Raw genomic sequence first — 15,965 nt, forward strand, 5'->3', positions numbered from 1 at the left:
GGAGGAGGCGACGAGGCGGTCTCCCGCCTGTGGCGGTTTGGGGGTATCGGGCACGACCGCTCCTCTCCGATAAGTAATTCCTTTCTTCCCATTCCAACGCTCCCAGAACAAGGGCCGTTACATGGGGTAGAGGAGCGTTTGGCATCCTGCACGTGTGACGACTTCGGTGGGATTCGACCTGGACATGACTTTGGCGGATACGCGGACGGGCATCGCGGCCGTTTACGACGAGCTGTCCGCGCGTTTGGGGGTGCCGATCGACAGCGCGGCCGTGGTCTCGCGGCTGGGGCCGCCGCTGGAGGTTGAGCTGGCCAACTGGCTGCCGGCCTCGGAGGTCGCCGCGGCGGCCGATCTGTACCGGGAGATATATCCGGACATGGGGGTGCCGGTGCACACCGCCATGGCAGGGGCCTACGACGCGATCGCGGCCGTGCGCGCGGCCGGCGGCCGGGTCATCGTGGTGACCGGCAAGAACCGGCGCGACGCCATCGGCACGATCGAGGTGCTGGGCCTGGTCGTGGACGAGGTGGTCGGCTCGGTTTTCGGCGCCGGCAAGGGATCGGCACTCGCGCGGTTCGGCGCGGCGGCCTATGTTGGTGACCATGTCGCGGACATCGAGGCGGCACGCGCGGGCGGCGCCGTGAGCGTGGCGGTCGCGACCGGCCCCTACACGGTAGGAGAGCTGCGTGATCACGGAGCGGACGTGGCCCTGACCGACCTGACCGAATTCGCCACCTGGTACACCGGTTGGCACGAGCGCGATGAACTCCGCTAATTCCCCGCCATTTACCCGGTCGCCCTGGCGCCCTTCGGGGCATAACCTACATCCATCCAGCTTTTCGACTGTTTGAACGAGGTCCTCCTGTGCCGAGTGGCAAGGTCAAGTGGTACGACGCCGACAAGGGATTCGGCTTCCTCACTCGCGACGACGGCGGTGAGGTCTTCGTGCATTCCTCCGCGCTGCCCACCGGCGCAGGCCCGCTCAAGCCCGGCCAGAAGGTCGAGTTCGGCGTGGCCGAGGGCCGCCGCGGCCAGCAGGCGCTCTCCGTCAGGATCCTGGAGCAGCCACCGACCCTGGCCAAGCCGAAGCCCAAGGCCAAGCGGAAGAAGCCGGACGAGATGGTGGTCATCGTCGAGGACCTGATCAAGCTGCTCGACGAGGTCTCGGGCTCCTACCGGAGGGGCAAGCACCCGGACCCGGCGCACGCCAAGAAGATGGCGCAGGTGCTGCGGGCCGTCGCCGACGACCTCGAGGGATAGACCCGGGGCACTCAGCCGTTGGGGTTGGTGAGCGGCTTGGTCGCGTCGAGCGTGTCGCCGCGCGGCTGGTCATGCTCGCCCGCCTCGGGCCGCCGCCGGTCGTGCTCGCCCGCCTCGGCGCGCTGCCTGGCCAGCTTGGCCTTGGCGGCGCGCACCCGCTTCCTCCTGGCGATCAGCAGCCAGCCGAACGCGCCGGTCAGCGCCACGGCCAGCGTGACCAGCCCGGGGACGCTGCTCTGCGCCAGCGAGAGCACCAGCCCCACCAGGCCGCCGAACACCCAGGCGAGCTGGAGCACCGCCTCGACCACGCCGAACGTGGACGAGCGCACCTCCTCGCCGATCTCCCGCTGCACGATCGCGTCGAGCGCGAGCTTGCCCAGCTCCTGCGCGAAGGCCGTGACCAGCGAGATCGCCAGCGCGGCCCACAGCCCGAAGAAGATCGCGGTCACGACGGTCGTCACGGCGGTGACGGCCAGCGTGACCAGCACGATGAGCTGGGGCGCGTGGTTGCGCGTCCAGTTCGCCACGACGGCGCCGACCAGACCGCCCAGCCCGGCCGCGAGCGCGAGCAGCGCGATCGTCTTGGGGATGTCGAAGAACGGATCCTGCGCCCACGGCTGGTTCACCGCCAGCCACGGCACCGCCTTGTCCTGCACCAGGAACAGCAGGAAGAAGAGCAGGAAGCCGGAGAAGACGCGGATGGCCAGGTTCGCCCAGACGGCCTCGGCGACCGCGGGGCCCACCTTCAGCAGGGTGCGCCAGCGGGGCGCGGCGCCCTCCTCATCCATGTCGGGGGAGTCGACGTGCCGCGGCAGGCGTACCGCGGCGACCCCGAGCAGCAGGAACGCCACCATCGCGATGCGCAGCACCGCCGCGCTGCCCAGCCACGCGGTCAGTCCCGCGCCCACCGGCACCGCCACCCCGGCCGCGATCAGCGTGAACAGCGCCACCCGCGCGTTCGCCGACACCAGCGTGATGTCGGCGGGCAGCACGTTCGGCATGATCGCCGCCCGCGACACGTTGTACGCCTTCGACAGCACCAGCACGCCCAGCGCCCCGATGAACAGCGTCGGCAGGTCGCCAGGACCGACCGCGGCGGCCATCGCGAAGCACAGCAGGCCCCGGCCGAACAGCGTGCCCGCCATCACGTAGCGGCGGCCCGACCTGAACCTGTCGAGAATCGGCCCGACGAACGGCGCCAGCAGCCCGAACGGCAGCATCGTGATGACCAGGTAGAGCGCCACCGAGCCGCGGGCCTCGCCGACGGGCACCCCGAAGAACACCGTGCTGGCCAGCGCCACCGTCACCATCGCGTCGGTCGCGCTGTTGCCGGCCGACAGCTCGATCAGCCGGCCGAGCCCGGTGCGGTCGGCGCCGTTGGCGTACGTGAGCCGCCGCGTTGCTTTGCCGACTTTTTGCGCACCCTTGGCCGTGGCCTTGCCCGCCCGCGCCGTCCCGCCGGCCGTGGCCCTGCCGGCGCGCGCGGTGGCACGGCCCGCGTCGGCGACTCCTCGCCCTACGCGCCGTGTGATCTCACGTGCCCGCTCCCAGCCACCCTCCACGCCTACCAGTCTTACCTGATTCATCTGCCGAGTCGGAGGAGGATCCCCCGTTGTGGGCCGTCCAGGTCCGGGCATGGGTGAGAATGAAGTGTGAGCGAACAGCACCTTTCGGCGGAGGCGGCCCGATGAGCCGCACCAGGGCCCGCGTCCCCGCTCCCGACCAGGCATGCGCCGCCGCGGTCGATTTGGCGCGCGCCGCGGCCGAGGAGCTCGCGCGGCCGGGCGAGCCCGGCGAGCATCTGGGCTACGAGAGCGAGGGTGACCGAATCGTCACCCACTACTTCGCCTGCCTCGACCGGGCCTACCGCGGCTGGCGTTGGGCCGTCACGGTCACGCGTGCCTCGCGGGCCAAGAAGGTCACGGTCAGCGAGGTCGTCCTGCTGCCCGGCGCCGGGGCGCTGCTGGCGCCAGAGTGGCTGCCGTGGAGCGAGCGCCTGCGCCCCGGCGACCTCGGCGTGGGCGATCTGCTGCCCACCCCGGAAGACGACGACCGGCTCGCGCCCGGTTTCACCGAGGTCGATGACGACACCGATCGTCAGATGGTTTTCGAGTACGGCCTGGGCCGAGCCCGTGTGCTCTCGGCCATCGGCAGAGACCGCGCTGCCAGGCGTTGGCACGCGGGCGAGCACGGGCCACACACTCCGATCGCACACGCCGCTCCCGCGCAGTGCTCCACCTGCGGCTTCTACTGGTTGCTCTCAGGTGATCTCCGGTTGTCGTTCGGGGTCTGCGCCAACGAATACGCGCCGGACGACGGCAAGGTCGTCTCGGCCGACCACGGCTGCGGCGCCCACTCCGAGGCCGCGGTCCTGCCGCCGCCCGTGGAGCAGGCCATCCCGATCCTCGACGACCTGGGCTACGACCTGATGGAGGAGGAGGGCACAGGCTCGGTCGACGAATCCGCCTCGGAGGAGCTCGGCCACTCCTGATGGCAGGTGGGGTAGGGCCATAAGCGGGGTTTTCCTGTCGGCCAGGGCCGCTAACCTACCCTGGCCCTCTACCATCAACATCAGGATCGTGACCGATGACCGACACCTTTGGCTGTGACCGGATGCGAGCCGCAGTCCTCGCCGCGTGGACGGCCTCGCCCGCCAGGTTCCGCGAGGACGCCAACGCCGAGGAGGACTTCGCACTCGGCGGCTACCGCGACCGGCTGATCGTCGAGCTCGCGCAGAATGCCGCCGACGCGGCGCTGCGCGCGGGCGTGCCAGGGGTGCTGCGGCTGACGCTGCGAGGCGACGTGCTCACCAGCGCCAACACCGGCGCCCCGCTCGATGCCACCGGCGTGCAGAGCCTGTCCACGCTGCGGGCCTCCGGCAAGCGGGCCGAGGTCGGCGCGGCGGGCCGGTTCGGCGTCGGATTCGCGGCGGTCGTCTCGGTCTGCGACTCGCCGTCCATCGGCTCGCGCGGGACCGGCGCGGTCCGCTGGTCCCGTACGGAGACCGCGGCCCTGGTCGCCGAGATCCCCGCGCTGGCGGGCGAGCTGACCGACCGCTCGGGCCACGTACCGCTGCTCAGGCTGCCGTTCGACGAGCCGCCCATGGTCGACATTCCCGAGGGGTTCGACACGCTCGTCCGCCTCCCGCTACGCGACCGGCCCACGGTCGAGGCGGTCCGGCGCATGCTCGCCGAGGCCAGCCCCGCGCTGCTGCTCGGCATGCCCGCGCTCGAGATCATCGAGATCGAGATCGACGGAGACGTCCGCAGGGTCGCCGCCGACGGGTGGCACGTGGTTTCGGAGTCCGGCGAGTTCGGCCCCGACGAGGTGGGCAGGCTGTTCGCCGACCGGCCCACCGAGGAGCGCGCTCGCCCCTACTGGTCGCTGCGCTGGGCCGTCCCGGTCACCGGCACCGGGGAGCCCGGGCCGCTGCCGGGCACGGTGCCGCCCGTCGTGCACGCGCCCACGCCCAGCGACGAGCCGCTCGACCTGCCCGCGCTGCTGATCGCGTCCTTCCCGATGGCCACCGACCGGCGGCACGTCGCCAAGGGACCGCTGGCCGACTTCCTCGTCGAGCGGGCCGCCGACGCGTACATCAAGCTGCTGCGAGAGCTGCCGCGCACCCCCAAGCTGCTCGATCTCGTGCCCTCCCTCATGGGCAAGGGCGAGCTCGACGCCAGGATCCGCCGGGCCGTGCTCGACCGGCTGCCCGGCACACCGCTGCTGCCCGCCCTGTCCGCGCCCACGCCCGCCGTGCAGACCCCGTCGTTCGCCGACGCCGAGGTCTACGAGCCGGACGCCGAGTGGCAGGTCGAGCACCCCGCACCGGAGCCCGAGGCCGGTGAGTGGGTGGTCGCCGGACGGGAGGCGGCCGTGCTGACGTCCGGATCGGGTGAGCTGCTGGCGACGGTCGCCGACTTCGTTCCCGGGCTGCTGCCCGCCGGGTGGCCCCCGAGGCATCCCGCCATGACCTCGCTGGGCGTGCGCAGGGTCGAGCTGTCCGACGTGGTGGACCTGCTGTCCGGCGAGGCCGTGGAGGTGCGGGAGCCGTCGTGGTGGCGCTCGCTCTACGACGTGCTGCCCGCCGACGACCCCGAGTCGCTCGGCGCCCTGCCGGTGCCGCTGACCGATGGGCGGCTGGTACGCGGGCCGCGCGGCACGCTGATCCTCACCGACGGCGGCGCCGAGCTGGACCTGACACCGCTCGGGCTGCGCATCGTGCACCCGGACGCCGCCCATCCTGCGCTGCTCAGGCTGGGCGCCGCCGAGGCCACGCCTCGCACCATCCTCGACGACCCGCTGACCAAGGCCGCCGTCTCGCAGTCGCTCGACAACCCCGACCCCGAGCCCGTGGCGCGGGCCGTGCTGTCCCTGGTCCAGGCGGCCGGGCTGGCGCCCGGCGAGGCGCCGTGGCTGGCCGAGCTGGCCCTGCGCGGCACCGACGGCGAGCTCTACCCGGCCGGTGAGCTCATGCTGGCCGACGGGGTGCTGGCAGGCGTGCTGGAGCCTGACACGCACCTCGGAGTGGCCGCGCCCGAGCTGGAGGAGACCTACGGCGCGCGGGTGCTGGCCGCGGCGGGCGTGCTCGACGGGTTCGCGATGGTGCACGACGCCGACGTGCTGCTCGACCACGACGAGTGCGACCACGACCTCGACGGCGAGGACGACTGGCTCGACCACGTGCTCGACCTGCTGCCCGAGCTGGACGTGCCGCCCCTGATCCCCGAGTTCACGGCGGTCCGGGACCTGGAGCTCGTGGCCGACTGGCCGGCCGCGCTGGAGCTGCTCACCAGGCCGCCGCTGCGCTCCGCCCTGCACCCGCTGCGCGTGGAGGGCATGGAGGTGCCGTCGTACACGGCATGGTGGCTGTCCCGCCATCCGGTGCTCGGCGGGCGCAAGCCTCTGGAGCTGCGGCTCCCGGGGGCCGACCCGCTCCTCCAGGGCCTCTACGCCGACGCGCCCGTGGGGCTCGACGAGGGCGCGCTGTCGATGCTGGGTGTCCGGACGACCCTTACCGAGCTGCTGGCCTCCCACGGCGGGCCGGAGGAGCTCCTGGACCTGATGGCCGACTCCGCGATCGAGGTGGACCGGGCCCAGCTTCGGGCCCTGTGGGTCGCCCTGGCGGCCGTGGAGCCCTCGCGGGTGGCGCCGCCGTCCCGGGTGCGGGCGGTGCTGCGCGGGTCCATCGTGGTGACTCCGGCCGACGACGTGGTGGTCGTGGAGGCGCCCGACCTGCTGCAGCTCGTCGCGGACCGGCCGCTGGTCCTGGCCCCGTACGATCTGGCCGAGGCGCTGTCCGAGCTGCTCGACCTGCCGCTGGCCGGAGAGCTGACCTCGGGGGAGGTCACCTCGCAGGGGGAGGTGCGGCAGGTGCCCGCCGAGGTGCGGTCCCTGCTGCCCACGGCCCCTGCGACATATGTGGAGCACGAGAAGCTGCTGGTGGACGGCGTGGAGTGCGCGTGGCGCTACTTCGAGGGGTCCGTCCACTGCACGGGGGTCGACGGGCTGGCGCGCGGGCTGGCCTGGGCCACGGGGCAGTGGAACGACCGGCTCGCGGTGGCGGCCCTGCTCCGCGACCCGTCGGCGGTGCCGCTCCTGCTGGCGGAGGCCGACCTGTCCTGACGGCGAGACGGCGCCGCCCGCCCGCAGGGGCGGTGCGGCGCCGGCGCCGGTGTACATCGGTCATCCGCCTACCGGCCAACACCCCGGCCGGGTTGGTGGTGCGGCCGGGGCAAAGGGGGCGGCGTCAGGCCGGGCAACTGGTGCCGGCGGCGGGCACCGCGCCCTTCAGCAGGTACGCGTCCACCGCCTTCAGCACGCACCCGCTGCCGCTCAGATAAGCGCCATGGCCCTCGCCCTCGTAGGTGACCAGGACGCCCGTCTTGAGCTGCTCGGTGAGCGTCGTGGCCCACTGGTACGGCGTGGCGGGATCCCCCTTGCCGCCGATCACCATGATGGGCGCCGAGCCTGTGGCGTCGATGCGCTTGGCCGTGTCGTCCCCCGGCACCGGCCAATGAGCGCACACCCCGCTCGACCCCTCCACCGACAGGATCGGGAAGATCTTCTCGATCCGCGCGTTGATCTCGGCGGTCTCGGCGGCGGTCGGGCGCTCGGCGGTGTCCGCGCAGTTGATCGCCTGCAGGCTCGTCATCGCCGTCGAGTACGTCCCGTCGGCCTTGCGGCCGGTGTAGGAGTCGGCCAGGGTGAGCAGGGTGGTGCCGTTCCCCTTGATCGCCGCCGCGGCGGCCTGTTCGAGCAGCGGCCAGGTGGCCTTGGCGTACAACGGCGCGATGACGCCGAGCTGGCCCAGGCCGTACGTGAGCTCGCGGTCCCCCACCTTGAGCGGCTGGTCCTTCAGCCCGTCGAGGAGCTCCGTGACCGACTTCTCGACGGCGGCCGCGTCGGCGCCCAGTTCGCAGCTCTGCGCCACGCAGTCCTTGGCGAACGCCTCGAAGGCCCGGTCGAACCCGGTCGCCTGGGTTACCGCACGCTCCTCCCAGGTGACCGTGGGGTCGAGGGCGCCGTCCAGGACGAAGCGGCCGACGTTCTTGGGGAAGTGGGTGGCGTAGACGGCGCCGAGGTGGGTGCCGTACGACATGCCGAAGTAGTTGAGCCGCTCGTCCCCGAGCGCGGCCCGGAGCAGGTCGAGGTCCTTGGCGGCGCTGACGGTGCCGACGTACGGCAGGATCTTGCCGGAGTCCTGCTCGCAGGCCGTCGCGAACTCCTTGGCCAGCCGGTCGCCGTCGGCGTCGGTCTCCGCCTCGAGCAGCTTCTCGACCTCGCCGCCGCACTTGACGCCGGAGCTGCGCTCGACGCCGCGCGGGTCGAAGCTGACCAGGTCGTAGCGGCCGCCCAGGCTGGCGAACATCCGGGAGGCCAGGGCCAGCGTGTCCACGCCCGACGCGCCCGGACCGCCGAAGTTGAAGACCAGCGAGCCGAGGCGGTCACCGGTGGCCTTGACCCGGATCAGGGCGAGGTCGATCTTCTCGCCGCCGGGCTTGGCGTGGTCGAGCGGGACCGGGATCTTGCCGCACTCGACCCCGGAGGCGGGGGTGGTCGGCCTGCCGTCGGCGCCGGTCAGATCGGCGCACTGGCTCCAGGCGACCGCGCCCGTCTCCTTGGCGGCGTCGGCCGTAGGCTTAGTGGTGGCGGCCGGCTGGCCGGCGCTGCCGCAGCCGGCGAGGAGTGCCGCGCCCAGGAGGAATGTCACTATGGGCTTCTTCATACCGTCAAGCATGGTGCGTCGGGCATATGCCGATGTAGTGGGTGGTAACACCACTTGCGGGTGACTTAGGGGAATCGCCGGATATGACGAATGTCAACCAGTACTGGGGACGCGCGTCAGTTGTCCCTGGGCCGGCGCACCAGCCACATGCCGAAGAAGCCGAAGCCGACCCCGGTCAGGCACGTCCAGATCCACCACGTGTTCTCCGGGGCGGGACGGAAGATCAGCAGCGCGACCAGGGCGACGGCCCACAGGGCGGTGCCCACGGCGATCGTGGCCACGTCTTTGGTCTTGATCGGCTCCGGGTCGGGATGCCATTGCTGCTTCACGTGGTCCAGCCTAGCTTCCAATCGGGTCTCGATCTCATCACCGACACTTTTCGCAGCTCACGACGACTGTCACTCTTCGCCTCGTGAGCGACACACGTAGCGCAATAGACCGTTTCTTCGCAATCTCCGCACGAGGCTCAACTCTCTCCCGTGAGGTCAGAGGCGGCCTGGCCACGTTCTTCACCATGGCCTACATCGTGGTGCTGAACCCGATCATCATCGCCAACGGCACGGACGTGGACAAGCAGGTCATCGGCGACGGCACGACGCCCAACGTGGCGCTCGTCGCCGCCGGGACGGCCTTCGTGGCGGGCGTGCTGACGATCCTCATGGGCGTCATCGGCAAGGTGCCCTTCGCGATGGCGGCGGGACTGGGCCTGAACGCCTTCGTCACCTTCAACATCGCCTCGGTGATGACCTGGGAGGAGGCCATGGGCCTGGTCTTCCTCGAAGGCGTCATCATCGCCATCCTGGTGCTGACCGGGCTCAGGGTGGCCGTGTTCCACGCCATCCCGGCCCAGCTCAAGACCGCCATCAGCGTGGGCATCGGGCTGTTCATCGCGCTGATCGGGTTCGTGGACGCGGGCTTCGTGCGCCGTGTGCCCGCCGGGCCTCCGCTGGAGATGGGCATCGGCGGCAACCTCACCTCGTGGCCGATCTTCGTGTTCGTCGTCGGGCTGCTCGCGACGGCGGCGCTGGTGGCGCGGAAGGTCAAGGGCGCCATCCTGATCGGCATCGTCGGCACCACCGTGCTGGCGATCATCGTGGAAGCGCTCACCAAAGCCGGCGCGTTCTCGGCCGAGAACCCCGGCGGCTGGCAACTGAACGTGCCGGCCCTGCCCGAGCAGATCCTCGGCTTCAATAACCCCCTCGTGCTGTTCGCGGAGTTCGACCCGTTCGGCGCCTTCAGCCGCGTGTCGGTGCTGCTGGCCGTTCTGTTCGTCTTCACGCTGCTCATCACGGACTTCTTCGACACCATGGGCACCATCGTGGGCGTCGGCCGCCAGGCGAACCTGATCCAGGAGGACGGGACGCTGCCGCGTACCAAGGAGATCCTGCTCGTCGACTCGCTCGGCGCGGCGGCCGGCGGCGCGGGGTCCGTCTCCTCGAACACCACCTACATCGAGTCGGCCGCCGGCGTCGGCGAGGGCGCTCGCACTGGCCTCGCCAGCGTGGTCACCGGCCTGCTGTTCCTGGTGGCGATCTTCTTCGCGCCGCTCGTCACCGTCGTGCCGTACGAGGCCGCGGCGCCCGCGCTGGTCGTCGTCGGCTTCCTCATGATGACCGCGATCCGCGACATCGACTGGAACGACTACGAGATCTCCATCCCGGCGTTCCTCACCATCGTGGTCATGCCGTTCACCTACTCGATCTCGAACGGCATCGGCGCCGGCTTCATCAGCTACGTGCTGATCAAGGTCGTCCGGGGCAAGGCGCGGGAGATCCACCCGCTGCTGTGGGGCGTCACCATCCTGTTCGCGCTCTACTTCGCGATCGGCCCCATCCGGGTGCTGTTCGGGGTCTGATGACGCACCCCCGCGGGGGGCAAGCCCCCCGCGACCCCCCCAAAAGAGCGAGGAAGAGGCGTTCTGTCATCGCGGGGAGCAAGCTCCCCGCTCGGGCGGGGTGGCTTCGGGGTATCAAGGAGTGAAACGGAACTCACTAGGGAAATATCTTGCCTTCCAATATAGTTAGCAAAGGTAATGACTCATGCTAACCAAACCCCAGCCCAAGATGGACCTGCGGAGCGACGCAGGCCTGGCTTCAGTCCTGCGCGTATCACTGGCAAGGCTGACCAGGCGCCTACGACGACAGGCGGCGGCGCACTCGCTGACGCCCACCCAGTTCGCGACGCTCGCCGCGGTGGAACGGCACTCCGGGATAACCCCCGGCGAGCTGGCCGAGCTAGAGAAGGTGCAGCCGCCCTCGATGACGCGCGTGATCGCCACGCTCGAGGAGCGCGGCCTGGTCGCGCGCACGCCGCACCTGACCGACCGGCGGCAGGTGACCGTGACCGTGACCGAGGCAGCCGAGAAGCTGCTGAAGGAGGAGCGGCGCCGCAAGGAGGCGTGGCTGACGCAGCGGCTGAAGGAGCTGTCGCCGGAAGAGCGGTCGATCCTCAGGCAAGCCGCCCCGATTCTGGAGAAGCTCAGCAAGATATAGAGCCTGAAGAACCCAAGACCGGGATGTTCCGGTCGCTCAAGATTCGCAACTACCGCATGTTCGCGGCCGGGGGCACCGTCTCCAACGTCGGCACCTGGCTGCAGCGCACCGCCCAGGACTGGCTGGTGCTCGATCTGACCAACGGCAGCGCGGCGGCGCTCGGCATCGCGACCGCGCTGCAGTTCCTGCCGATGCTGCTCTTCGGGATGTTCGGCGGCGTGCTCGCCGACCGCTACCCCAAGCGGCCCATTCTCATCGGCGCCCAACTTCTCATGGCCGCGCTGGCGCTCACCATCGGTGTGCTGACGATGACCGGCTCCGCCCAGGTGTGGCACGTCTACGTGATGGCATTCCTCCTCGGCATGATCTCCTGCGTCGAGGTGCCGACGCGGCAGGCGTTCGTGGTCGAGATGGTCGGCCGCCGGGACCTGCCCAACGCGATCGCGCTGAACAGCTCCATCTTCAACCTGGCCCGCGTGGTCGGCCCGGCGCTCGCCGGGGTGCTGATCTACCTGTTCGGCGACACGGGGCCGCTCTTCCTGATCAACGCGCTGACGTTCGGCGGGGTCATCTCCAGCCTCGTCTTCATGAGGAAGGCCGAGCTCAACCCGTCCCGGCCCGTGCCGAGGGCCAAGGGCCAGCTCAGAGAGGGCCTGCGGTACGTGATCCGGCACGAGGAGCTGCTCATGCCGGTGCTGCTGATCGGGTTCGTGTCGATGTTCTCGCAGTCGTTCTCGATGTCGATCGCGCTCATGGCGCGCGAGGTGTTCAAGGCGGGCGCGTCCTCGTTCGGGCTGGCCTCCAGCATGTTCGCGGTGGGCGCGCTGGGCGGTGCGCTGCTCGCGGCGCGCCGGGCCCGGCTGTCGAGGAAGGTGCTGTTCGCCGGGGCGCTCGGGTTCGGGGTGTTCCAGATCATCACCGGTCTCGCCCCCTTCTACCCTGTCTACCTGCTGCTGCTGGTCCCGACCGGGATCGCACTGATCACCATCAACACGGCAGCGAACGCCAGCGTCCAGCTCGCCACGTCCCCGGACATGCGGGGGCGGGTCATGGGCATCTACATGCTGGTGTTCACCGGAGGCGCTCCGCTGGGCGCGCCGCTGGTCGGGTGGCTGTCCGAGCTGGGCGGGCCGCGCGCGGGCGTGATCCTTTCCGGCGTGCTGGTGCTGGCCGGCACCGGTTTGGCGGTGCTCTTGACGCGGCTGATCACCCGCCGCGTCGGAGGCAGACCGGCGCTCGCCGTGGCGTGATCGGGCATCCGGCGCTCGCCGTCCCGAGATCGGGCATCCCACGCTCGGCCCTGCCGTGATCGGACATCCCACGCTCGCCCTCCCGTGATCGGATACCCGGAGGCAAGCCGGCGGCTCGCCGTGGCGTGGTCGATGCCGCGGACCGGGCGGGGCAGAATCGAGTGGCATGAGGCTATTCGCGGCTCTGGTGCCGCCCGACGAGGTGCTGGACGAGATCTCGCGCGCGATCGCGCCGCACGTCGGCCAGGTGCCGGGGCTGCGCTGGCCCGACCGGGCCACCTGGCACATCACGCTGGCCTTCTTCGGCGAGGTGCCCGAGCCGGTGCTGCCCGAGCTGGAGGTGCGCCTGTCCCGCGCCGTACACCGCCACTCCGTGCTCGACCTCGCCTTCGACGGTTTCGGCGCGTTCTCCTCCGCGCGCCGGGCCAGGGTCTTCTGGGTCGGTGTTACCGGCGACTCGATGACCAGGCTGGCCGACTCGGTCAAGGCGGGCGCCCGCCGGGCGGGAGCCGTACAGACCGACACGAAGCGCTTCCACCCGCACCTCACCCTGGCCCGGGCCAAGGCGGAGACGGACCTCCGCCCGCTGGTGGAGTCGCTGTCCGGGTTCAGCGGCTCCCCGTGGCGGGCGGAGCACGTCCGGCTCGTCCGCAGCCACTCAGGACCCCAGGTGCGGTACGAGTCACTCGCCGAATGGGCGCTAGCACCCGCAGAGCAGGGCTAGGCTCCAGGTCGTGGATCGTCCTCGTCCCTGGCTGCTGCCCATCGTGCTCGGCCTGCTCCTGCTGATCGTCATCATCGGCGCTCTGGTGGCCTGAGCATTACCAGGCGTAGTCCTCCGGCGCGGTGCTGTGGCCGGGGAAGATCTCGTCCAGCCGGGCCAGGGCGGCCTCGTCCAGGTCGATCTCCAGGGTCCGCAGGCTGCCGTCGAGCTGCTCCATGGTGCGCGGGCCGATGATCGGGGCGGTGACCGCGCGCTGCTTGAGCAGCCAGGCCAGGGCCACGTAGGCCGGGTCCTCGCCCAGCTCGTCGCAGAGCTTCTCGTACTGCTCGATCTTGTCGCGGTGCTTCTCAAGCTGCTTGACCATGTGGTCGGCCGCCGAACGCCCCTTGTCGATCTTGCGGAGCACGCCGCCGAGCAGACCGCCGGCCAGCGGGCTCCACGGGATCACGCCGAGGCCGTAGTCCTCGCACGCGGGCAGCACCTCCAGCTCCACCGTGCGGGTGAGCAGGTTGTAGTGGGACTGCTCGCTGATGAAACCGGTGAAGTTGCGCTTGGCCGCCGTCTCCTGGGCCTTGGCGATGTGCCAGCCGGCGAAGTTGGACGAGCCGACATATACGATCTTGCCCTGCTGGCGCAGGACCTCCATGGCCTCCCAGAACTCCTCGAACGGCGTGTCCCGGTCGACGTGGTGTGCCTGGTAGATGTCGATGTAGTCGGTCTGCAGCCGCTTCAGCGAGGCGTCGCAGGCCTTGCGGATGTTGAGTGCGGACAGCTTCTTGTCGTTGGGCCAGTCGCTCATCGGGCCGTTCAGCTTGGTCGCGATGACCGTCTTCTCCCGGCGCCCGCCGCCCTGGGCGAACCACCGGCCGATGATCTGCTCCGTGATGCCCTCGCCCAGCTTCCAGCCATAGACGTTGGCGGTGTCGAAGAAGTTGATCCCCAGTTCAAGGGCCCTGTCCATGATCGCGAAGGAGTCTTCCTCCGAGGTCTGCGGGCCGAAGTTCATGGTGCCGAGGCAGAGCGGGCTCACTTGCAGGCCACTGCGTCCGAGGTTGACGTATTCCATGGACTCAACCCTAAATACCTGGAGCGCACTCCAGGCCATACACTAATTCCATGATCTTGGGTGAAGCGATCCAATGATCAGTTTACTTGTCGCCTGAGCAGGGCTTCACCACCGGCCACATCCGCCGCTACCGGCCGGCCCTGAGGGAGTACATCAGAGGGACGCGCGGCCGCCCCTCTGGCAGGCGGTAGCTCCCGCCGCGGGTTCGCAGGCTTTCGAAGCGCCGGAAGAGCGTGTGGTCGTGCTCGTGCAGGAAGTCGATGCGCAGCCCGGCCGCGGCCAGTGCGGAGATCACCTCGCCCAGCGTGTGCTGGAATTGGACGGAGGTGGTGTTCGCCAGCTCTTCGGAGCCGGTGTAGGTGTACGGCTCGTCCCAGATCTGCGGATCGCTCCTGAAGTAGTCGAACGTGACGGTCGATCCGGTCGCGTCGTCCAGCGTGTCGGCGAAGGGATGGAACTCCGACAGGTACAGGAACCCGCCCGGCTTCAGCAGCGCGGCCACCACCTCGGCCCAGCGTCGCATGTCGGGCAGCCAGACGAGCGCGCCGATGCCGGTGTAGACGATGTCGTAGGCGCCGCCCAGGGCGGTGGTCGCGTCGTAGACGTCCGCGGCGACGAAGCGCGCCTCCAGCCCGCACTCCTGCGCCAGTGCGGTGGCGGTCTCGATCGCCTTCTCCGACAGGTCGAGGCCGCTGACCTGCGCACCTCGCCTGGCCCAGGCGAGGGTGTCGAGCCCGAAGTGGCATTGCAGATGAGCCAGTGACTTGCCGGTGACATCGCCGACCTCTTCGATCTCGAAGTCCCGCAACGGGTCCGCGCCCGCCTTGAAGCCGGGAACGTCGTAGAAGTCGCTGGCCACGTGAATGGCCACGCGGTCGTCCCAGTTGGCACGATTGACGGCCAGGTAGTCGATCTCGCTCATGTCCGTCGAGCCTAGGGTCGCCCCCGGTGATGGACCAACCGGATATACCGGAGAACGTGCGTATGTCGGCGGCCACGTGCGGACCCCCTGAAGCCCTCATATGGGTCCATGCCTCTCCTTCCACCCGCTGACAACGTGGCCGGAAGCCGCGGCGTTGGAAGGCGGTGAGTGGGGCATGATGGCGGCGTGGGGGATGTCATCGTACGGGGGCTCGCCGTTGTGGCGGCGACCTGCTGTCTTTGTGCTGTGCCCGCTTATGCGGCGGATGAGGACGGGATGGAGAAGGTCTTCACCTTCAAGGACCCGGAGATCACGGAGTCCAGCGGCCTGGCGGTGTCGCCGACGCACGACGGCGTCTACTACACGCACAACGACAGCGCCGCCACCCCGACCTTCTACGCCGTCGACGGGAACGGGCGGACGAAGGCCACCTTCCAGGTCCGGGGCGCCGAGGCCAGGGACTGGGAGGCCATGGCCGCGACCAAGGACCCGGCGACCGGACGGGGGGCGCTCTGGTTCGCCGACATCGGCGACAACCTGGACGGGGCGTGGCCGGACATCTCCGTCTACAAGGTGCTGGAGCCGCAGACGCTCGCCGACGCCACGCTGCCCGCCACCCGCTACCGCTTCCGGTACGCGGACGGCGGCCGCAACGCCGAAGGCATCATGATCAACCCGCGGACCGGCCGGCTCTACGTGGTGTCCAAGGAGTTCGCGGGATCCGTCTACGCGGCCCCCAAGAAGCTGCGCACGGACCGGGCCAACGTCCTGCGCAAGGTCGCCGGCGCCCCCATCATGGCCACGGACGCCGCCTACGCCCCCGACGGCTCCTCGTACGTCATCCGCACGTACTTCTCCGCCACCCTCTACGAGCCGTCCGGCGAGACGATCGCCAAGGTGTCGATGCCGGAGCTGAAACAGGCCGAGTCGATCGCCTACACCCTCGACGGCACGGCCCTCCTCACGGGCACGGAGGGCCCGAAGAGCCCGGTCTACCGGGTCCCGCTCCCCGCCCGCGCCCAGAGC

The 15,965-nt window shown here is 70.2% G+C and carries 14 protein-coding genes; 9 read left to right on the top strand and 5 right to left on the bottom strand.

The window, feature by feature from the left end; translation table 11 throughout:
• The first annotated feature begins 154 nt into the window (after positions 1 to 154).
• Together EJK15_RS59515 and EJK15_RS59520 are read left to right on the top strand one after the other, a co-directional pair.
• Positions 155 to 775, top strand: a complete 621-nt coding sequence (locus tag EJK15_RS59515; RefSeq protein ID WP_240777913.1) for an HAD family hydrolase — start codon at positions 155 to 157, stop codon at positions 773 to 775.
• A gap of 89 nt (positions 776 to 864) precedes the next feature.
• A complete protein-coding gene (locus EJK15_RS59520) occupies positions 865 to 1,260 on the top strand; it encodes a cold-shock protein (protein WP_138719240.1) in 396 nt (131 codons plus the stop codon).
• Positions 1,261 to 1,271: 11 nt separating this feature from the next.
• Here the strand turns inward: EJK15_RS59520 and EJK15_RS59525 are convergent, their stop codons facing one another.
• The gene (locus EJK15_RS59525; RefSeq protein WP_240777914.1) at positions 1,272 to 2,846 is read right to left on the bottom strand and encodes an MFS transporter; all 1,575 of its coding nucleotides are present in this window, start codon (positions 2,844 to 2,846) and stop codon (positions 1,272 to 1,274) included.
• Between the two features lie 101 nt (positions 2,847 to 2,947).
• On the opposite strand from EJK15_RS59525, the gene EJK15_RS59530 reads away from it, so the two are divergent.
• On the top strand, positions 2,948 to 3,751 hold the full coding sequence (locus EJK15_RS59530; RefSeq protein WP_138719241.1) for a DUF3027 domain-containing protein: 804 nt from the start codon (positions 2,948 to 2,950) through the stop codon (positions 3,749 to 3,751).
• A 95-nt stretch (positions 3,752 to 3,846) separates the two neighbouring features.
• Entirely contained in the window at positions 3,847 to 6,882 is a 3,036-nt protein-coding gene (locus tag EJK15_RS71995) for a sacsin N-terminal ATP-binding-like domain-containing protein (protein WP_171075217.1), read from the top strand.
• A 124-nt stretch (positions 6,883 to 7,006) separates the two neighbouring features.
• Here the strand turns inward: EJK15_RS71995 and EJK15_RS59545 are convergent, their stop codons facing one another.
• A complete protein-coding gene (locus EJK15_RS59545; RefSeq protein ID WP_138719242.1) occupies positions 7,007 to 8,485 on the bottom strand; it encodes an alpha/beta hydrolase in 1,479 nt (492 codons plus the stop codon).
• 116 nt (positions 8,486 to 8,601) lie between these two features.
• Positions 8,602 to 8,814: a DUF2530 domain-containing protein gene (locus EJK15_RS59550; protein WP_138719243.1), complete on the bottom strand. Its 213-nt coding sequence runs from the start codon at positions 8,812 to 8,814 to the stop codon at positions 8,602 to 8,604.
• 83 nt (positions 8,815 to 8,897) lie between these two features.
• Between EJK15_RS59550 and EJK15_RS59555 the strand changes: the two genes are divergently transcribed.
• The 4 genes from EJK15_RS59555 (at position 8,898) to thpR (ending at position 12,951) form a co-directional block, all read left to right on the top strand.
• Positions 8,898 to 10,340, top strand: coding sequence for an NCS2 family permease (locus tag EJK15_RS59555; RefSeq protein ID WP_138719244.1), 1,443 nt, complete (start codon positions 8,898 to 8,900; stop codon positions 10,338 to 10,340).
• A gap of 184 nt (positions 10,341 to 10,524) precedes the next feature.
• Positions 10,525 to 10,977 (top strand): MarR family winged helix-turn-helix transcriptional regulator, encoded by a 453-nt coding sequence (locus EJK15_RS59560; protein ID WP_138719245.1) that lies wholly within the window; start codon positions 10,525 to 10,527, stop codon positions 10,975 to 10,977.
• A gap of 23 nt (positions 10,978 to 11,000) precedes the next feature.
• Positions 11,001 to 12,227 (top strand): MFS transporter, encoded by a 1,227-nt coding sequence (locus EJK15_RS59565; protein ID WP_138719246.1) that lies wholly within the window; start codon positions 11,001 to 11,003, stop codon positions 12,225 to 12,227.
• A gap of 166 nt (positions 12,228 to 12,393) precedes the next feature.
• Positions 12,394 to 12,951 (top strand): RNA 2',3'-cyclic phosphodiesterase, encoded by a 558-nt coding sequence (gene thpR / locus EJK15_RS59570; protein WP_138719247.1) that lies wholly within the window; start codon positions 12,394 to 12,396, stop codon positions 12,949 to 12,951.
• 97 nt (positions 12,952 to 13,048) lie between these two features.
• Here the strand turns inward: thpR and EJK15_RS59575 are convergent, their stop codons facing one another.
• Positions 13,049 to 14,017 carry an aldo/keto reductase gene (locus tag EJK15_RS59575; protein ID WP_138719248.1) on the bottom strand — a complete coding sequence of 323 codons (969 nt, stop codon included), beginning with the start codon at positions 14,015 to 14,017 and terminating at the stop codon, positions 13,049 to 13,051.
• Positions 14,018 to 14,144: 127 nt separating this feature from the next.
• The gene (locus tag EJK15_RS59580) at positions 14,145 to 14,939 is read right to left on the bottom strand and encodes a class I SAM-dependent methyltransferase (protein ID WP_138719249.1); all 795 of its coding nucleotides are present in this window, start codon (positions 14,937 to 14,939) and stop codon (positions 14,145 to 14,147) included.
• A 186-nt stretch (positions 14,940 to 15,125) separates the two neighbouring features.
• On the opposite strand from EJK15_RS59580, the gene EJK15_RS59585 reads away from it, so the two are divergent.
• Positions 15,126 to 15,965, top strand: an 840-nt coding sequence (locus tag EJK15_RS59585; RefSeq protein WP_138719250.1) for a hypothetical protein, incomplete at its 3' end; no start/stop codon positions are given.

Origin of the sequence: Nonomuraea basaltis, from assembly GCF_005893125.1 — a bacterium.
Classification (GTDB): domain Bacteria; phylum Actinomycetota; class Actinomycetes; order Streptosporangiales; family Streptosporangiaceae; genus Nonomuraea; species Nonomuraea basaltis.